This is a genomic window from Streptomyces gottesmaniae, from assembly GCF_031845845.1.
GTDB lineage: Bacteria > Actinomycetota > Actinomycetes > Streptomycetales > Streptomycetaceae > Streptomyces > Streptomyces akebiae.
In genome coordinates, this window is sequence record NZ_JAVRFJ010000032.1 from 40,861 (window position 1) to 57,595 (window position 16,735).

Below are 16,735 nucleotides of genomic sequence, written 5' to 3' on the forward strand. Positions count from 1 at the left end.
ACCGGGGCACAGATGGGGGGTCCACGACCAAAAATCGATGCCCCGTATAGGCGTGGCCTATCAGTACCGGCGCAAGCCACAGGCCCTTGTCACGCGCCCCTGCCTCGCATGGATCCGATCAGAGCCGACCCCGCCAGGAGCAGCCTGCCGTTCCCCTGGCCGGCGCCGGGATGCCGAGTACCGCGCCGGAGGTCGCCGTCGGGTTCCGCACCCCGTACCGGGCCGTGGTGACGAAGAGGCGGTTGTCGTCGGGGTGCAGGCACACCGACGTGGGGTGCGGGGCGGGGACGGCCAGGGTGCGGAGCAGGCGGCCGTCGGGACGGTAGCGGCGGACCGCCCCGGCGCCCCACAGCGCGACCCACAGACAGCCCTCCTCGTCGACGGTCATTCCGTCGGGGCCGCCCTCGCCGTCACGCAGTCGGGCGAAGGTTTCCGTGCCGCCGGTGAGGTCGCCCGAGACGGGGTCGACCCGGCAGCGCAGGACGGTGCCGGCGGCCGTGTCGGCGAGGTACATGGTGGTGCCGTCGGCGGTGAACGCCGGGCCGTTGGCGATGGTCAGGCCGTCGAGGACGCGGACCACCGTGCCGTCGGGGTCCGTGCGGTAGAGCGAGCCCGCCCCGGGGGTGCCGTCGTAGGCCATGCTGCCGGCCCAGAAGCGCCCGGCGGGGTCGGCGACGCCGTCGTTCATCCGGCTGGGGACCGGGGTGCGGTCCTCGGGGCGGTCCAGCCACTCCAGGGCGCCGTCGGGGGTGAGCAGCGCGATGCCGGTGCCCGCGGCGGCGATCCAGGTGTCCGGCCGGCCGTGGACCGGCGCGACGGCGCCCAACGGCACGTCGAGACGGGCGAGTTCGGTCGGCCCGGTGGCGTCACGGGCGTCACGGGCGTCACGGGCGTCGCGCAGTTCCAAGAGCCGTCCGCTGAGGATGTCGACGTACACATACCGGCCGTCGAACCAGCGGCCGCCCTCGGCGAGTTCGTACGCTCCCTCCACGACGAGCGCCGCCGACGGTGCCGTTGATGTCATGTCCCTCTCCCGGGTCAGCGGATGGTGGTGCCGTCGGGCTGGTCGAGCAGGCCGAGTTCGTCCCGTGTAGGAAGTCCCTCCCAGTCGCCCCGGGTGGCCACGGTGAAGGCCGCGGTGGTGACGGCTCGGTGCAGCCGGGCCGGTATGTCCGCGCCGTCGAGGAGTGCGGACAGGTATCCGGCCACGAAGGCGTCGCCCGCGCCGACCAGGTCGACGGCGCCGACCTGTATCGCCGCACGGTCGGTCGCCCCCTCCGCGGTGAAGGCGGTCGCGCCGCTCGCGCCACGCTTGACGACGACCTCTCCGACCCCTTCCGCCAGAACGCCGCGTACGGCCTCCGGTTCGTCCGCGCCAGGTCGTTCCAGCACCAGCGGCAGTTCGTCCTCGGAGGCGATGAGCAGGTCGGTGCGGGACAGCAGCGGCCGGAGCGCGGTGCGGGCGCGGTCGGCGGTCCACAGCCGGGAGCGGTAGTTGACGTCGAGGCATACGGTGACGCCGGCCTCGTGGGCCGCGGTGGCGGCGGCCAGGACGGCCTCGGCCGCCGACGGGCTCAGCGCCGGTGTGATGCCGGTCAGGTGCAGGACGCGGGTCTCGGGGGCCAGTGCGGGCAGGACGTCGGCCGCTGTGACGGCCGAACCGGCGGAACCGGCGCGGTAGTAGCTGACGCGCGTGAGCGTGCCCAGGCGGAGTTCGGTGAGCAGCAGTCCCGTGGGGCGGCCGGTGTCGTCGGTGCCCGCGTGGTCGATGTCGACGCCCTCGGCACGCAGGGTGCGCAGTACGAGCGCGCCGAGTTCGTCCGCACCGACCCGGCCGGCCCAGCGCACCCGGTGGCCGAGCCGGGCGAGGCCGATCGCGACGTTGGACTCGGCGCCCGCCACGGACAGGCCGAGGGTGCCGCCGAGCCGCAGCGCGCCGGGAGCCCTGAGCGCCGCCATCGTCTCGCCGAAGGTCACGACCTCGGGTGCAATGGATCGCGTCACGGCCTCCCTCCGGCGGCAACCTTGCGGAACTCGGCCGCCCGGGACCGGAGTTGATTGAGGTCGCCGCCGTCGGCCGCGTCCCCGACGAGGGGGGAGCCGACGCCGACGGCGAGGGCGCCCCGGTCCAGGTAGTCGCGGGCCGCCTGAGCGTCCACTCCGCCGACGGGCACGAAGGGCACCTCGGGGAAGGGGCCGCGCAGGGCCCGCAGGTAACCGGGGCCGCCCAGGGTGCCGGGGAAGAGTTTGATCGCGGCGGCGCCTCGTGCGAGGGCGAGTTCGATCTCGGTCGGCGTCAGGGCTCCCATCAGTACGGGTATGCCGTAGGGCTCCAGTCCGTCGACCAGTGCCGGGGTGACGAGGTACGACGCACCGGCGTCCACGGCGCGGGCCGCGTCCGCCGGCGAGCGCACGGTTCCGGCGCCGAGGAATGCGTCGGGGCCGAGTTCGGCGCGGGCCTGCCGGATGACGGTCAGGGCGTCGGCCGTGGTCAGGGAGACCTCGATGGCCGCGACGCCCTCCTCGGCGAGCGTGTGTACGGTGCGCAGGGCCGCGGCGGGGTCCTTGCCGCGGACGATCGCCAACAGGCGGTGGGCGCGAAGCGATTCCACCAGGTTCATGGGAGCGGGTTTCTCCTTGTGTTCGGGGTGTGCGGGCCTGATGGTGCTCACCATCGGGTGCCCGGGGGTGCTCACCACTCGGTGAACGCCCCGTCCGCTCCCCGCCATACGGGGTTGCGCCAGCGGTGTCCGGTCTCGGCGGCGCGGCGTACCGCCTTCTCGTCGATGTCGACGCCGAGGCCGGGGCGGGAGGCGGCGACGGCGTATCCGTCCTGGAAGCGGAAGGGTTCGGGGTCCATCACGTACTCCAGCAGGTCGCACCGCTGGTTGTAGTGGATGCCCATGCTCTGTTCCTGGATGAGGAAGTTCGGCACGGAGAAGGCGATCTGCAGGCTCGCGGCCAGGGCGATCGGGCCGAGGGGGCAGTGCGGGGCCAGGGCGACGTCGTACGTCTCGGCCATGGCGGCGATGCGGCGGACCTCGGAGATGCCGCCGGCGTGCGAGAGGTCGGGCTGGGCGACGGCGATGCCGCTGGTCATGACCTCGCGGAAGTCCCAGCGGGAGTACAGGCGTTCGCCGGTGGCGAGCGGGACGCTCGTGGACTCCACCAGGCTGCGCAGGTGGCCCGAGTGTTCCGGTGCGACGGGTTCCTCGACGAACAGCGGGTGCAGTGGTTCGAGCAGGGGCAGCAGACGGCGTGACATGGCGGTGGAGGCCCGGCCGTGGAAGTCGACGGCGATGTCCCGCTCGTCGCCCAGCACCTCACGGACGGCGGCGACGCGTTCGACGACCTCGGCGGTGCGTGCCGGGGTGTCGATCGGGGCGAGTTCGGCCGAGGCGTTCATCTTCACGGCGGTGAAGCCCGCCTTCATCTGCTCCTCGGCCAACTCGGCGACATCGCCGGGGCGGTCGCCGCCGATCCAGGCGTACATCCGGACGCGGTCGCGTACGGGGCCGCCGAGGAGGCGGTGCACCGGGAGGCCGTAGGTCTTGCCGGCGATGTCCCACAGGGCCTGGTCGATGCCGGCGACGGCGCTGGAGAGGATGGGGCCGCCCCGGTAGAAGCCGCCCTTGGTGAGCACCTGCCAGTGGTCCTCGATGCGCAGCGGGTCCCGGCCGACGAGGTAGTCGGCCAGTTCGTGGACCGCGGCGCGTACGGTCTCGGCGCGGCCCTCGATCACGGGCTCGCCCCAGCCGGTGACGCCCTCGTCGGTGGCGACGCGCAGGAACAGCCAGCGCGGGGCCACCAGGAACGTCTCAAGTCCGGTTATCTTCAAGGGGATTCCTCGGGGAGCGGGTCGGTCGCGAGGTCGTCGTGGTCGTCGTGGTCTTCGTCGTCGTCGGCGTCTTCGTCGTCGAGGTCTTCCTGTGCCTGTACGGCCGCCAGGTCCTGGGAGGCCTGCGCGAGCAGTGACTCGACGGCGGCCACCGCCGCGTCCGGATCGCCCGCCTCGACCGCCGCCAGCAGTTCCCGGTGCACGGGGATGGAGTCGGAGAAGTGCCGGGCGCCGTGCACGATGCGGTCACGGACCCGCAGACCGGCCTCGATGACGACCTCCATCCGGCTGAGCAGTTCGTTGTGCGCGGAGTCCAACAGGGCGCGGTGGAAGGCCAGGTCCGCCTCGACCATCGCGTCCGCGTCCGTCCCGGCGGCCGCCATCGCGTCGAGCGCCCGCCGCAGCGCGTCCAGGTCGGCGGGGGTACGGCGGGCCGCGGCGAGCCGGGCTCCGGCGGGCTCGACTATCGCGCGGACCTCGGCGAGGTCCTCCAGGAAGCCGTCGGTGGGGGCGCTGCTGCCCTGCCAGCGCAGCAGGTCGCTGTCGAGCAGGTTCCAGTCGGCGCGGGGCCGGATGATCGTCCCGCGTTTCTGCTTCGACTCCAGCAGGCCCTTGGACGCCAGCACGCGCAGCGCCTCGCGCACGACCGTCTTGCTGACGCCCAGCTCGGTCTCGAACTTGACGGGGTCCACCACGGAGCCCGGGGGGTAGTCGCCGCGGATGATGCGCCGGCCCAGCTCCTCCACCGCCTGGCCGTGCAGCCCCCTACCGGGATGAGTCACCACGTTCTCCGTTTCCGTTCCGTCGCTGTTCGCGGATGCCGCGTACGGCTTGCCGCGCAGGACGCCCCGCTCACGAGGACTCCTTCATGACGCTCCATCCTCCATCGACCACCAGGCTCGCTCCGGTCACGTAGGAGGCGTCCGCCGATGCCAGGAACGCGACCGCCGAGGCGACCTCCTCCGGCCGCCCGAACCGCTTCGTCGCCGTGGCCGCCACGCTGCGCGCCCGCTCGGACTCCGGGATGCCGTCCCAGGCCGCGGTGAGGATGGGGCCGGGCAGCACCGTGTTGACCCGGATGTCCGGCCCGTACTCGACAGCCAGTTGCCGACCCAGCGAGCACAGCGCGCCCTTCGCGGCGGCGTAGGCGGCGTGGCCCGGCAGGCCCATGACGGCGTGTACCGAGGAGGTGAGGACGACGGATCCCGACGCCTCGCGCAGCATGGCCGCGAAGGTCTTCATCCCGCGCCAGGCCGGCTTCAGCAGTACGGCCATCTGACCGTCCCACTCGGCCTCGCTCAACTCGTGGGCGGGCTTGTTGAGTTGGGCGAAGGCGTTGCTGTGCAGCACGTCCAGCCGCCCGTGCCGCTCGTCGACGTGGCGGGCCAGGTTCGCCCAGTCGGCGGCCGAGGTCACATCGCACCGTACGTACTCCGCCCGGCCGCCGACGTCCTCGATGCCCGCGGTGAGCGTCTTGCCCGCCGTGTCGTCCACGTCCGTGACCACGACGGTCGCGCCCTCGTCGGCGAGCCTTCGCGCCGTGGCCGCGCCTATCCCGTGCGCGGCGCCGGTGATCACCGCCACGCGTCCCGCCATCCTGCGGCACTCCGTCATCGTGCGCGTCTCCCGTCTGGTGCCTGCTGACGACACCACCATAGCTCTTTCAATTAATTATGAATATATCTTGACGGCGTGGCGATGCCGCTCCAAGACTGACCGGCATTGCCGCACGAGCGAGCCGCGGAAGAAGCCACAAGGGACACAAGGGACACACATGAACAGCTCACCACCCTCGCGGAGGACGGTGCTCCGATGGGGCGCCGGGGCGACCGGAGCACTTGCCGCGCTTCCCGCTCTCACCGCCTGCGGTCAGACCGTGGGAGCCGCCCGTACGACCCGGCAGGCGGCCACCCGCCCCGGACAGAAGGTGAGACTCGTCTTCTGGACCTGGGTGCCGATGCAGAAGACCGTCGACCTGTGGAACCGGACGCACCCCGACATCCACGTCGAGATGCAGACCATCCCCCAGAACGTGCAGGGCGGCTACCAGAAGATGCACGCCTCGCTGACGGCCGGGAACCCGCCGGACCTGGCGCAGGTCGAGTACCACGAGCTTCCCGGCTTCATGCTGGTCAACGGCCTGACGGACCTGAGCGCGTACGGTGCCGACGAGCTGCGCGACAGCTACGTGCCGTGGCAGTGGAACCAGGGCGTCTTCGACGGGCGGGTCCGTACCATCCCGCAGGCGTCGGGCCCGATGGGCCTCTTCTACCGCAAGGACCTCTTCGAGAAGTGGGGCATCGAGGCGCCCGCCACCTGGGCCGAGTTCGAACAGGCCGCCCGCGTGGTCAAGGCCCGCGGCGGCGGCGCCCGGCTGTGCACGTTCGCGCCCAACCAGCCGAGCTGGTTCGCCGCGATGTGCTGGCAGCGCGGTGCGCGCTGGATACGGACCGAGGGCGACGACTGGATCGTCGACATGAACAGCGACCTCTCACGTGAGGTGGCCGACTTCTGGGAGCGGATGGTCCGCGACGACCTCGTGTTCGTCGGGCCCGACATGTCCAGCGCCTGGTTCAGGCAGGTCCAGACCGGACAGATCTCCGCCTGGGTCGGCCCCCAGTGGGGCGACGCGATGCTGCGCAGCAACGCCCCGGGCACCAAGGGGAAGTGGCGGGTCGCTCCCCTGCCGCAGTGGACCCGGGGGGACAACGCCTCCGCCAACTGGGGCGGATCGTCCACCGCCATCCTCCAGGGCACCCGCCACCCGCGTGAGGCGCTGCGGTTCGCGCACTGGGTCAACACCGACCCCGAGGCCGTGGATCTGAACATCTCGGTCGGCTACGGCTGGCCCGCCGCCACCGGCGTCTTCCGCGGATCGGCACTCGACAAGCCCGACCCGTTCTTCGGCGGCCAGCGGTACAACGACGTGTTCACCGTCTCCGACCGGGCCATCGACACCTCCTGGAAGTGGTCCCCCACCACGGACGCCGACTTCGCCCAGTTCGGCGATGCCTTCGGTGCGGCCATAGCCGGAGGCGGTTCCCTCGCCGCGACGCTGGCCGGCGCTCAGAAGAACACCGTGGACAACCTGCTGGCCAAGGGACTCAAGGCGAGGAGCGCGTGATGAGCACCGCGATCAGCCGGACGAAGAACCGGGTGGAGAACCGGACGGAGAGCCGGACGATGAAACCGACACCGGGCTGCCGGCGGTCCGCGCGTCCGGACCGGGCGGCATGGACGTTCCTCCTCCCCTTCGTCGCCCTCTTCCTGTTCACCTTCGTCCTCCCGCTCGGCTACGCCGTCTACCAGAGCGTGCTCAAGCCGGTCCGCTCCGGGCCGCTGGGCCTGGGTCCGGCCACCGTCGGCTTCGCCGGGCTGGACAACTACTCCCTCGCCCTGCAGCAGTCGGCCTTCCTGGAGAGCTTCGCGCGGGTGCTGCTCTTCGGCATCGTGCAGATCCCCCTGATGCTGCTGCTGGCCACCGCGCTGGCACTGGCCCTCGACACGCTCTCCCACCGCTGGGCGGGAATCCTGCGGGCCGCCTACTTCCTGCCGTACGGCGTCCCCGGCGTCATCGCCTCGATCCTGTGGGGCTTCTTGTACGTACCGGGCGTGAGTCCGGTCGTCGATCTGCTCGGCAGGGTCGGCCTCGCGCCCGACTTCCTCGGCTACGACAGCGTGCTGTGGTCCATCGCCAACATCGTGATCTGGGAGTTCGCCGGCTACAACATGCTGGTGATCGTCGCCCAGCTCAAGGCGATCCCGCAGGAGCTCTACGAGGCCGCGCGCATCGACGGGGCCGGTGCGTGGCAGACGGCGATCCGGATCAAGCTGCCCCTGGCCCGGCCCGCCCTCGTCCTCACCGGTGTCTTCTCCATCATCGGCACGCTGCAGCTCTTCGCCGAGCCGCTCGTCATCAAGCCGCTGACCTCGTCGGTCACCAGTTCGTACACACCGAACCTGAGCGCCTACAACGAGGCGTTCGCCAACAACAACATCTACCTCGCCGCAGCCGAGTCGGTGATCCTCGCCCTCGTCGCGAGCGTGCTGTCCTTCGGCTTCCTCAGCCTGGTGAACCGCGGGAAGGGAAGGGATGCACGGTGAGCGTGTCCACACCCGACGTCAGGAAGCCGACGGCCGCCGCCGCCCGAACTCCACGGGCCGCCACAGGACGCCGGGCCGGCACGCCGCGCCGTGGCGTGAAGCCCTCGCGGATCCTGCTCGTCGCGCTGCTGACCGTCGCGGCGCTCTACTTCCTGCTGCCCGTCTACTGGCTGCTGGTGGCCTCCACCAAGAGCGGTGCCGACCTCTTCGGCAGTTTCGGCCTGTGGTTCTCCGACCCGCAGTGGCTGCACAACCTGTCCCAGGCCTTCTCCTACGACGACGGCGTGTTCTGGAGCTGGACGTGGAACAGCTTCCTGTACGCGGGGGTCGGCGGCGCGCTGGCGACCCTGCTCGCGTGCGCCGCCGGGTACGCCCTGGCCGTGTACCGCTTCCGCGGACGCGAGACGGTCTTCAGGGTCGTGCTCGCCGGTGTGCTGCTGCCCAGCACCGCGCTCGCGCTCCCCTTGTACCTGCTGTTCAGCAAGGTGGGTCTGGCCAACACCTACTGGGCCGTGCTGATCCCCAGCGTGGTCAGTCCGTTCGGGGTGTACCTGTGCCGTATCTACGCCGAGGCGGCGGTGCCCGTCGAGATGCTGGAGGCGGCACGCGTCGACGGCGCCGGCGAGTGGCGGATCTTCGGCACCCTCGTGCTGCGCACCATGACGCCCGCGCTGGTGACCGTCTTCCTCTTCCAGTTCGTCGGCATCTGGAACAACTACTTCCTGCCGCTGGTCATGCTCTCCGACGACCGCAAGTACCCGATCACCCTGGGCCTGACGACCTGGCAGTCGGCGGCCGACCGCAATCCCGAGCTCTACCAGCTCACGATCGGCGGCGCGTTCCTGTCGATCCTCCCGCTGGCCGCCGCGATGCTCGTCCTCCAGCGCTACTGGCGTTCCGGCCTGACCCAGGGCAGCGTCAAGGGCTGAGCGAGGGGAGGGGCGCCCCGCCCCTCCCCCCCCAGCGACCGTGACCGCGTCCCCGTCCGCGTCCGCCGAAGGTCACCTGCCCCTGGGACCGGCCGCCTTCCGGAACGCGTCGTACACGAGCTTGGGCCGTTCCTCGGCGAAGGTGAGCAGCCCCATGACGGAGATGCCGTTGTAGTCCTGGTTGTAACCGGCCCGCTGTTTGTAGTCCTTGAGGACCCAGTAGGTGAATCCGGCGACGAACTCGCTGCGCGCGGCCACCTGGTCCCAGTGCGCGGTGAAGCTCGCCGCCTGCCACTCCTCCGTACCCTGCGTGGTGGCGGGGCCGTGGGTGCCGGCCACGGACCAGGTGCCGTTCTCGGTGATCAGGATCGGCTTGTCGGGGTACTTCGCGTGCACCGCGTCCAGCGTGGGGCCGAGGTCGGCGTCCTTGCCGTAGAAGTAGCCGAAGTACTCGTTGAACCCGATGACGTCGGCGAGGTCGAACGCGGGGTCGTTGCTCGTGTTGGAGGCCCAGGTCACGGGGCGGGCGGTGAGGTCGACGGTCTTCACGGCGGCCTTGAGGTCGGCGAGCCAGGCCCGGTAGACGGGGGCGCCGTCGGGGTCGATCTGCGACTCGTTCTGGAGGCCCCACAGGATCACCGAGGGGTGGTTGTGCTGGTTCCACGCCATGGTCAGGGCCAGGGCGCGGGCGAGGCCGTAGCGCTCGGTCTGGAGCTTTTCCTGGGGGGTGTTGAGCCACATGGTGTCGATGTCGTCCATCACCAGCATGCCGTGCTCGTCCGCCCAGTCGTAGACGTACGGGTGGCGGTTGTAGACGCAGTTGCGGATGAAGTTGGCGCCCACTGCCGTGATGTGGCCCAGTTCCCGGTCGTACTCGGCCGGTGTCATCGCCCTGCCGTGCGCGGCCGTCTCCTCGTGCCAGTTGAGGCCCTTGAGGAACAGCGGCTTGCCGTTCAGCCGCAACTGGGCGTCGGCGACGGTCAGTTCGCGTACGCCGTAGGCGGTGGACAGCGTGTCCACCCGTGGGCCCGCGGTTCTCCCGGCGGTCAGGGTGGCGCGGGCGGTGAGCGTGTGCGGCGCGGCCGGGCTCCAGCGCGGCGCGCCGGGTACACGGACCACGACCCGTACGACGCCCGCCGACCGGGCGGCGATGCGGGCCGCGACCACGGCGGGCCGGGCGCCGCTCCCCCGGCCGGGATCCAGGGTGAGCCGGCCGTCGAAGTCGGAGGTGCCGTGGTTCTCGACGACCGCGTGTGCCTCGAGGCGCCCGTTCGCGGCGGACACGAGCAGTTTGGCGACGGTGACCTGCGGGACCGCCTCGATCCACGCCGACCGGGTCAGACCCGCGTAGGGCCAGTGGTCCACGGGCTTGTACGGCAGTTCGTGGTCGTCGGTGACCGGCTGCGGAGTCGCGGCGGTGTAGTCGGTGTAGCTCGCCCGGCGGAAGACCCGCACGGCGATCGTCTGGCGGGTCCCCGGCCGTAGGGCCCCCGCCACCGGGAGCGCGAAGGGCGAGTTGGCGCCCTCGTGCTTGCCGAGGTGCTTGCCGTCGAGCCAGACCTCGGCGCTGTAGCCGGCGGCCAGGAAGGCGATGCGTACGTGCCGGGCACGCCAGGACGCCGGCACGTCGACGGTGGTGCGGTACCAGGCGTAGCCGTCGGCGAACGCCGTGCCCTGGCCGAAGGGGGCGGTCTGCGAGCCGAAGCCGGGGGTGTCCAGCAGGTCCCAGGCCGCCGGGACGTCGATGCGGTCCCAGGCCCGGTCGTCGTGGCGCGGGGACTGCCAGCTCTCGTCGAGCCCCTGGTCGGCGGGGTCGAAGCGGAAGCGCCACCGCCTGTCCAGGGCCGTGTAGTCGCGCGTGGGCTCGTGCGTGCGCCAGCCGTCGAAGGCGGGGAGCACGGTGCCGTACTGGAAGACGACGTTGGTGCCGCCGACATCACGCACATGGGTGCCGGAGGGCTCGGTGGCGGGGTGGGTGTCGAGCACCGGGCCGTTCGCGGCGACCGCGGCCGTGCCGTCTGCCGCTCGTGCCGTCTCCGGCCAAGCCGGCAGAGCAACGAAGGCGGTCGTGCCGAGTGCCGTGACGACGGTGCGCCGGGACGGGTGGATGGATTCGGTCATGGCACCTGAGCCTGGGCAGTCCCCTCACCCCTGTCAAGCATTATTCATAATTAATGAATTGAGCTACCGTGCCGTCATGACCACACAGCAGCAAGCAATGGCCATCACCCTGTGGGACTTCAGCTGGTACACGCAGGCAGGACCCGGCGAGCCCTTCGCCGACCTCGACCGCGCCTTCGCCGAGACCGTGGACCGGGGCTTCAACACCGTGCGCGTCTGCGCCATGCCCTTCCTGCTGTTCTCCGGCCGCGTCCCCGACCAGGAGTCCATCCAGGTCCGCGGCCTGGGCGAGGAGTTCGGACAGCGCACCCGCTGGTACGACGTGCGCGGCGGCTATCCGCTGGACGGCCGCCGACGGCTCGTCGAACTGTTCGAGGCCGCCGCCCGCCACGGCTGCAAGGTGATCGTCTCGTCCTGGGAGTACCAGCAGTCCCCCAGCTTCGCCGACACCGACACCTGGCATCGCGCCCTGGCCGAGGTGCCCGGCCCGGACCGCGCGGAGGCGGTCGCCGAAGCCCTCGCCGAACTCCTCGACTTCCTCACCGAGCGCGGACTGGCCGACCACGTCGCCTATGTCGAGGTGCACAACGAGGTCGACAACTGCTCCCTGGTACCGCGCGACGGCGCCACCCACTACGCCTATCTGCGCGGCCCGCTCGACCGTGCCGTGAAGCTGCTGCGGGCCCGCCACCCCGGCATCCCCGTCACCTACTCGCTGGGCGAGCCCTGGCCGAGCGAGATCGACGACCTGCCGGAGGGGGCGCAGATCGCGCACTTCCACTTCTACGTCTACGGCGTGCTCGGCGCGCTCTACGAGGCGGTCGGACTCGGGCACGGCACCGAGGCGGCGCCCGAGACGGCCACCTGGCCCACCCCCGAACTGGCCGCCATGCTGCGCCCCGACGCGCCCGCCTTCGCCGACTACCAGCCGGACGAACCCTGGCGACTGGCCGCCACCGGAATCCCGCGCGAACTGTTCTACGCACACGACTGGGTCGACCCCGACCGCTGGGACCTGTGGCTCTACGAGAACTATCCGGCCCACCGGCAGGCCATGCGGGACACGCTGGCCGGATGGGTCGACTCCGTCGCCGACTTCGCCCGTCACCGTGGCATCCCCGCCGTCCTCGGCGAAGGCGTCGTGGGCTACACCCCGCTGCTGACACGCTTCGAGGAGGACGCCGTCGGCAAGGACATCGCCGAGTTCGTCGTCGACCGCTGCCTCGCCGCCGGCTTCCAGGGCGTCGTCCTGACCTCCAACGCGGCCCCGCACCACCCCATGTGGAACACCGACCAGGACTGGATGCGGAAGGTCAACGCCCGTATCACCGCGGCCTGATCACGCGCTCGGGGCGGCCGGGACCACCGGTGGTCCCGCGATGCGCGGGACCACCGGTCCCCGCGCCGGAACCGGTACCGCCTGGACAGGCCGCCCGTCGACCACGAGGACGGCCTGCCCGGTCTCGGCCGATCCGGTCGTCCCACTCGCCGCGGTCGACCTCGGCCGGGCGGACTCAGCCGCGCGGAACTCGTGTCCGTGCGTGCGGCATCGGACGGCTCAGATCTCCTGGGGCTTGTAGGAGCTGGGGTCGCGCAGGACGACGCGGCGCAGGAGATCGACGGTTTTGGTGACGCCCTCGACGGGGGCCACAAGAACGTCCTCGTGCTCGATGCTCAGGACGTCGTCATAGCCGGCTCGGCGCAGGGCGAGGCAGAAAGCACGCCAGAACGCGTCGTCGTGGCCGTAGCCGAGGGTGACGTAGTTCCAGGAACGTTCCTTGGCGGCCATGACCGGCAGCGTCTCCAGCCTGCTGGTCAGCGCCTGCCGGGAGGGTTCCAGCCGGGTGTCCTTGGCGTGCACGTGGTAGATCGCCTCGCCCAGGGCCTCGATGGCGGCCAGCGGGTCGGCCCCCATCCACATCAGGTGACTGGGGTCGAAGTTGGCCCCGACCACGGGCCCTACCTCCTCGCGCAGGCGCAGGAGGGTGGGGACGTTGTAGACCGCCTGGTGGGCGTGCATCTCCAGAGCGAGTTTGGGTACGCCCCGGTCACGGGAGTGGGCGACGAGGTCTCGCCAGTACGGGAGTACGGCTTCGGACCACTGCCAGTCGAGGATCTGTGTGGTCTCCGGCGGCCAGGAGACCGTGATCCAGTTGGGGTTGGCGTCGCCCGGTCCGCCCGGCAGCCCGGACATCATCACCACGCGGTCGACGCCGAGGAGCGGAGCGAGAGCGATCGTCCGGCGCGCGACCTGGTCGTGCTCGCGGCCGCTGGGCCCGGGGTGCAGGGGATTGCCTGAGCAGGTGAGGGCGCTGATCGTGAGCCCCCGGTCCGCGACCTTGGCCAGCAGTTCGCGGCGCGCGCCGTCGCTGCCGAGCAGCCGGTCGATGTCGATGTGCGGGGCCGTGGACCAGGCGCCGGTGGCGAACTCCACGTGGTCCAGGCCGAGTTCGGCGGCCAGGTTCAGGGTCTCGTCGAGCGTGAGCTGTCCGACACTGTCGGTGTTCAGACCGATCTTCATGGTGCGTCCCGTCTGCGGTGTGGTCGGGCGGGGAGCGGTCGTTCCCCACTGGTTCGGTGCGCCGGCGGTCGGGGTCAGATGTAGAGGGCCGGGCGCTCGGCCAGTTCCACCTCGACGCGGCGGCCCTCGGTCTGGGCGCGGATGCCCGCCTCGCAGACCGCGGCCACGGCGTAGCCGTCCCAGGCACTGGGGCCGGTGACCTCGCCCCGTCGGGTGGCGTCGACCCATGCCTGGACCTCGCGGTCGTACGCTTCCTCGAACCGCTCGACGAAGCCGGGGGTGACCGAGCCACCCCAGCGTCCGCCGGCGCTGACGAGCATGTCGTGCCGGTCACCGATGCGGGCGGTGCCGTGCTCGCACACCGCCTCGGTCTGGACCTGGTAGCCGTAGCGGGCGTTGACGTAGATCTCGACGTCGACCAGGGCACCGCCGTCGGTTTCGAAGACGACGAACTGGGGATCGGCCAGTCCTTCGGGCGCGTTGCCGGAGGGCCGCGGCCGCATGACGGTGACGGAGGTGATCTCCTGGCCGAGCAGCCAGCGGGTGACGTCCATCTCGTGGGTCACGGAGTCGTTGATGAGCATGGCGCTGGTGAAGTCCGGCGGACAGGACGGGTTGCGGTGCCGGTTGTGCAGCATCAGCGGCCGGCCCAGTTCCCCGCCGTCCAGCAGCGCTTTGAGCTTGATGTACTCGTGGTCGTAACGGCGCATGAAGCCCACCTGCACCCGGCGGTGCCCGAGCCGCTGCTCGGCCTCCAGCACACGCAGGGCGGAGGCGGCGTCGGGGGTGAGGGGCTTCTCGCACAGGACGGGCAAGTCGTACTCGAACGCGGTGAGCAGTGCCGCCTCGTGGGCGACGCCCGGGGAGGCGAGCACTACGGCGTCGACGTCGGGTGAGGTCATCGCTTCGGCGACGTCGCCGTAGGCCGCGCATCCGTCGACGTCGGCGGCGACCGCCTTGGCGCGATCGATGTCGATGTCGACGACGGCGGCCACATGGGCGCCGCCGGTCACCTCGCTGATCCGGCGTACGTGGTCGGCTCCCATGCGGCCGGCGCCGATCACGGCGACTCCAAGGGAGGTGTGATGGGTCATGTGGTTCCTTGCCTTGGGGGGAGGGGGGCGGTGGCGGTCAGCAGTGGGCCGGCCGGACCCACACGGGTCCGGCCGTGACCCGGGTCGTGAGCGTCAGCGTGTTCCCTTGGCGGCGAACGTGGCGACGGTGGCGACGTTGGACTTGTCGACGAAGGCCGGGCCGGTCAGCACGGGCGCGACGCCGCCGCCGCTGTAGTTGCCGTTGTTCTTGTAGAGCCAGAGGGAGTCGACAGCCAGGTAGCCCTGCAGGTAGGGCTGCTGGTCGACGGCGAACTGGATGCTGCCGTCCTGGATGGCCTTCACGAGTTCCTTGTTGAGGTCGAAGGTGGCGACCTTGGCCTTGCTGCCGCCGTCGGACACTGCCTGTGTGGCGGTCAGCGCGACCGGGGCGGCGAGGGTGACGACGTAGTCGATGGAAGGGTCCTGCTTGAGCTTGGCGGTGACGGTCGACTTCACGGACGGCATGTCGGCGCCGTTGACGAACAGGTTTTCCGTGGTGCCCGAGAAGCCCTTCTTGACGCCCGCGCAGCGTGCCTCGAGGGCGACCTGGCCCTGTTCCTGAATGACACAGGCGATCTTCTTGGCACCGAGGGAACTCAGCTTCTTCCCGACCGCCTCGCCCGCGACGGTCTCGTCCTGGCCGAAGTACTCGAGCAGTCCTTGCTTGTTCCAGTCGTCCACACCGGAGTTGAAGCCGACCACGGGTATACCGGCCTGCACCGCCTTGGCCACGGTGTCCTTCATGGCGTCGGGCTTGGCGAGGGTGACGGCGATGCCGTCGACCTTCTGGTCGATCGCGTTCTGCATCAGGTTGGCCTGGTTGCCCCCGTTCGGGTCGGAGGAGTAGACCAGCTTGATGTTGTCCTTCGCAGCGGCGGCCTGGGCGCCCTTGCGGATGGTGTCCCAGAACGTGTCACCGGGGACGGCGTGCGTGATCATCGCGATGGTCATGCGGGGCGTGGTGGCCTTGCCGGCGGAGTCACCAGCTGCGCTCTCCTCCGACTTCTTGCCGCCCGAGCTGCTGGAGCAGCCGGCGAGTGCCAGGACTGTACTGGCGGTCATGGCCACCAGGACGGTGAATCTGCGGGAGCGGGAGGAAGGCGAGCGGTCCATTTCGGCACCTCACTGTGCTGACTTGCGGGAAGGGGTGATCAAGCGGCGGGACGCGACACATCCCGTCGCGGGTCGGGCGGGGAGCTGTTGGGTGGCCGGCTCTGCGGCTCGGGATGGGGATCAGACGGTGAACGCGGCGCGGAACCGCTCCATGGCGGTGTGACTGTCACCGGAGGGCCATGCCTCCAAGGCGACCGTGCCGTCGTAGCCGAGGTCGGTAAGGGCGCGGGCGACGGCCGGATAGTTGATCTCTCCGGTGCCGGGTTCGCAGCGGCCGGGCACGTCGGCGACCTGGATCTCTCCGATCAGCCCCGCACCGTGCGCGCGGCGGACAAGCTCGATGAGGTTTCCCTCGCCGATCTGGGCGTGGTAGAGGTCCAGATTCATCCGCAGACCGGGCCGATCGACTGCCGCGACCAGGGAGAAGGTGTCGGCGGCCGTGGCGAACGGGACACCGGGGTGGTCGACGGCGGTGTTGAGGTTCTCCAGGGTGAAGGTGACGCCCGCGCTTTCGCCCAGTTCGGCCAGGCGGGTGAGCGTGCGGTGAGCGGTGATCCACATCTCGCCGGTGGCCTCGCCGGTCACCGGCACCACGGGCAGGCCCTCGCCGTCCAGGCCAGTGCCGTGCAGGTTGAGCCGGGGGCAGCCGAGATGCTCGGCGGCCTTGATCGACTCCTCGGCTGTGCGCAGGAGTTCGGCTGCACCGTCCGGGTCGGTCAGGGTGCCGCGGACGTAGCCGGTCATCGAGGAGAACTCGGCGGCGGTCCGGGCCAGTGCGTTCAGGTCGTACCGGGCCCAGTCCCAGATCTCCACCTGGAAGCCGGCCTCGTGGATGCGTCGGGCCCGCTCCTCGATCGGCAGGTCCCGGAAGACCATCTCGGCACAGACCGCCAACGTGTACATCGCAACTCCAGACTTATAACGTTCTAAGAGAACAGGAGCAGTACGCCAGGCACCGGGACGCCTGTCAAGGGTTTGTGCGGACATTTGATTTATAACGTTGTAACAACGTTGA

General features: G+C 70.7%; 15 protein-coding genes. 4 read left to right on the forward strand and 11 right to left on the reverse strand.

Going from position 1 to position 16,735, the window contains the following annotated elements:
• Positions 1 to 118: 118 nt before the first annotated feature.
• The 6 genes from RM704_RS30660 to RM704_RS30685 all read right to left on the reverse strand — a co-directional run bounded on the left by RM704_RS30660 (position 119) and on the right by RM704_RS30685 (position 5,434).
• Positions 119 to 1,024: an SMP-30/gluconolactonase/LRE family protein gene (locus tag RM704_RS30660; RefSeq protein ID WP_033532386.1), complete on the reverse strand. Its 906-nt coding sequence runs from the start codon at positions 1,022 to 1,024 to the stop codon at positions 119 to 121.
• 14 nt (positions 1,025 to 1,038) lie between these two features.
• Positions 1,039 to 1,959: a sugar kinase gene (locus tag RM704_RS30665; RefSeq protein ID WP_052146608.1), complete on the reverse strand. Its 921-nt coding sequence runs from the start codon at positions 1,957 to 1,959 to the stop codon at positions 1,039 to 1,041.
• A 41-nt stretch (positions 1,960 to 2,000) separates the two neighbouring features.
• Complete coding sequence (locus RM704_RS30670; RefSeq protein WP_033532384.1) at positions 2,001 to 2,621, reverse strand: bifunctional 4-hydroxy-2-oxoglutarate aldolase/2-dehydro-3-deoxy-phosphogluconate aldolase; 621 nt, start codon at positions 2,619 to 2,621, stop codon at positions 2,001 to 2,003.
• A gap of 71 nt (positions 2,622 to 2,692) precedes the next feature.
• On the reverse strand, positions 2,693 to 3,838 hold the full coding sequence (gene dgoD, locus RM704_RS30675; protein ID WP_033532477.1) for a galactonate dehydratase: 1,146 nt from the start codon (positions 3,836 to 3,838) through the stop codon (positions 2,693 to 2,695).
• The gene (locus RM704_RS30680) at positions 3,835 to 4,623 is read right to left on the reverse strand and encodes a FadR/GntR family transcriptional regulator (protein WP_311591401.1); all 789 of its coding nucleotides are present in this window, start codon (positions 4,621 to 4,623) and stop codon (positions 3,835 to 3,837) included. Before RM704_RS30680 ends, dgoD begins: the two co-directional genes overlap by 4 nt.
• 67 nt (positions 4,624 to 4,690) lie before the next feature.
• On the reverse strand, positions 4,691 to 5,434 hold the full coding sequence (locus RM704_RS30685) for an SDR family NAD(P)-dependent oxidoreductase (protein ID WP_033532383.1): 744 nt from the start codon (positions 5,432 to 5,434) through the stop codon (positions 4,691 to 4,693).
• A 178-nt stretch (positions 5,435 to 5,612) separates the two neighbouring features.
• Between RM704_RS30685 and RM704_RS30690 the strand changes: the two genes are divergently transcribed.
• From RM704_RS30690 to RM704_RS30700, 3 genes are read left to right on the forward strand one after another with little or no spacing between them, the layout of a single operon-like run.
• Positions 5,613 to 6,962, forward strand: coding sequence for an ABC transporter substrate-binding protein (locus RM704_RS30690; RefSeq protein WP_033532382.1), 1,350 nt, complete (start codon positions 5,613 to 5,615; stop codon positions 6,960 to 6,962).
• Positions 6,963 to 7,021: 59 nt separating this feature from the next.
• Positions 7,022 to 7,942 carry a carbohydrate ABC transporter permease gene (locus RM704_RS30695; protein ID WP_033532476.1) on the forward strand — a complete coding sequence of 307 codons (921 nt, stop codon included), beginning with the start codon at positions 7,022 to 7,024 and terminating at the stop codon, positions 7,940 to 7,942.
• A gap of 2 nt (positions 7,943 to 7,944) precedes the next feature.
• Positions 7,945 to 8,871 (forward strand): carbohydrate ABC transporter permease, encoded by a 927-nt coding sequence (locus RM704_RS30700; RefSeq protein WP_078937575.1) that lies wholly within the window; start codon positions 7,945 to 7,947, stop codon positions 8,869 to 8,871.
• 72 nt (positions 8,872 to 8,943) lie between these two features.
• On the opposite strand, the gene RM704_RS30705 is transcribed toward RM704_RS30700, so the two are convergent.
• Positions 8,944 to 10,992 carry a glycoside hydrolase family 2 protein gene (locus RM704_RS30705; protein ID WP_033532380.1) on the reverse strand — a complete coding sequence of 683 codons (2,049 nt, stop codon included), beginning with the start codon at positions 10,990 to 10,992 and terminating at the stop codon, positions 8,944 to 8,946.
• Between the two features lie 76 nt (positions 10,993 to 11,068).
• Between RM704_RS30705 and RM704_RS30710 the strand changes: the two genes are divergently transcribed.
• Positions 11,069 to 12,331 carry a cellulase-like family protein gene (locus tag RM704_RS30710; protein ID WP_033532379.1) on the forward strand — a complete coding sequence of 421 codons (1,263 nt, stop codon included), beginning with the start codon at positions 11,069 to 11,071 and terminating at the stop codon, positions 12,329 to 12,331.
• A gap of 219 nt (positions 12,332 to 12,550) precedes the next feature.
• Here RM704_RS30710 and RM704_RS30715 read toward each other — a convergent pair whose 3' ends face one another.
• The 4 genes from RM704_RS30715 to RM704_RS30730 form a co-directional block, all read right to left on the reverse strand.
• Positions 12,551 to 13,513, reverse strand: a complete 963-nt coding sequence (locus tag RM704_RS30715; RefSeq protein WP_033532378.1) for a sugar phosphate isomerase/epimerase family protein — start codon at positions 13,511 to 13,513, stop codon at positions 12,551 to 12,553.
• 74 nt (positions 13,514 to 13,587) lie between these two features.
• A complete protein-coding gene (locus tag RM704_RS30720) occupies positions 13,588 to 14,607 on the reverse strand; it encodes a Gfo/Idh/MocA family protein (RefSeq protein WP_033532377.1) in 1,020 nt (339 codons plus the stop codon).
• Between the two features lie 93 nt (positions 14,608 to 14,700).
• Positions 14,701 to 15,720, reverse strand: a complete 1,020-nt coding sequence (locus RM704_RS30725; RefSeq protein ID WP_052146600.1) for a sugar ABC transporter substrate-binding protein — start codon at positions 15,718 to 15,720, stop codon at positions 14,701 to 14,703.
• A gap of 120 nt (positions 15,721 to 15,840) precedes the next feature.
• A complete protein-coding gene (locus RM704_RS30730) occupies positions 15,841 to 16,623 on the reverse strand; it encodes a TIM barrel protein (protein WP_033532376.1) in 783 nt (260 codons plus the stop codon).
• Positions 16,624 to 16,735: the final 112 nt, after the last annotated feature.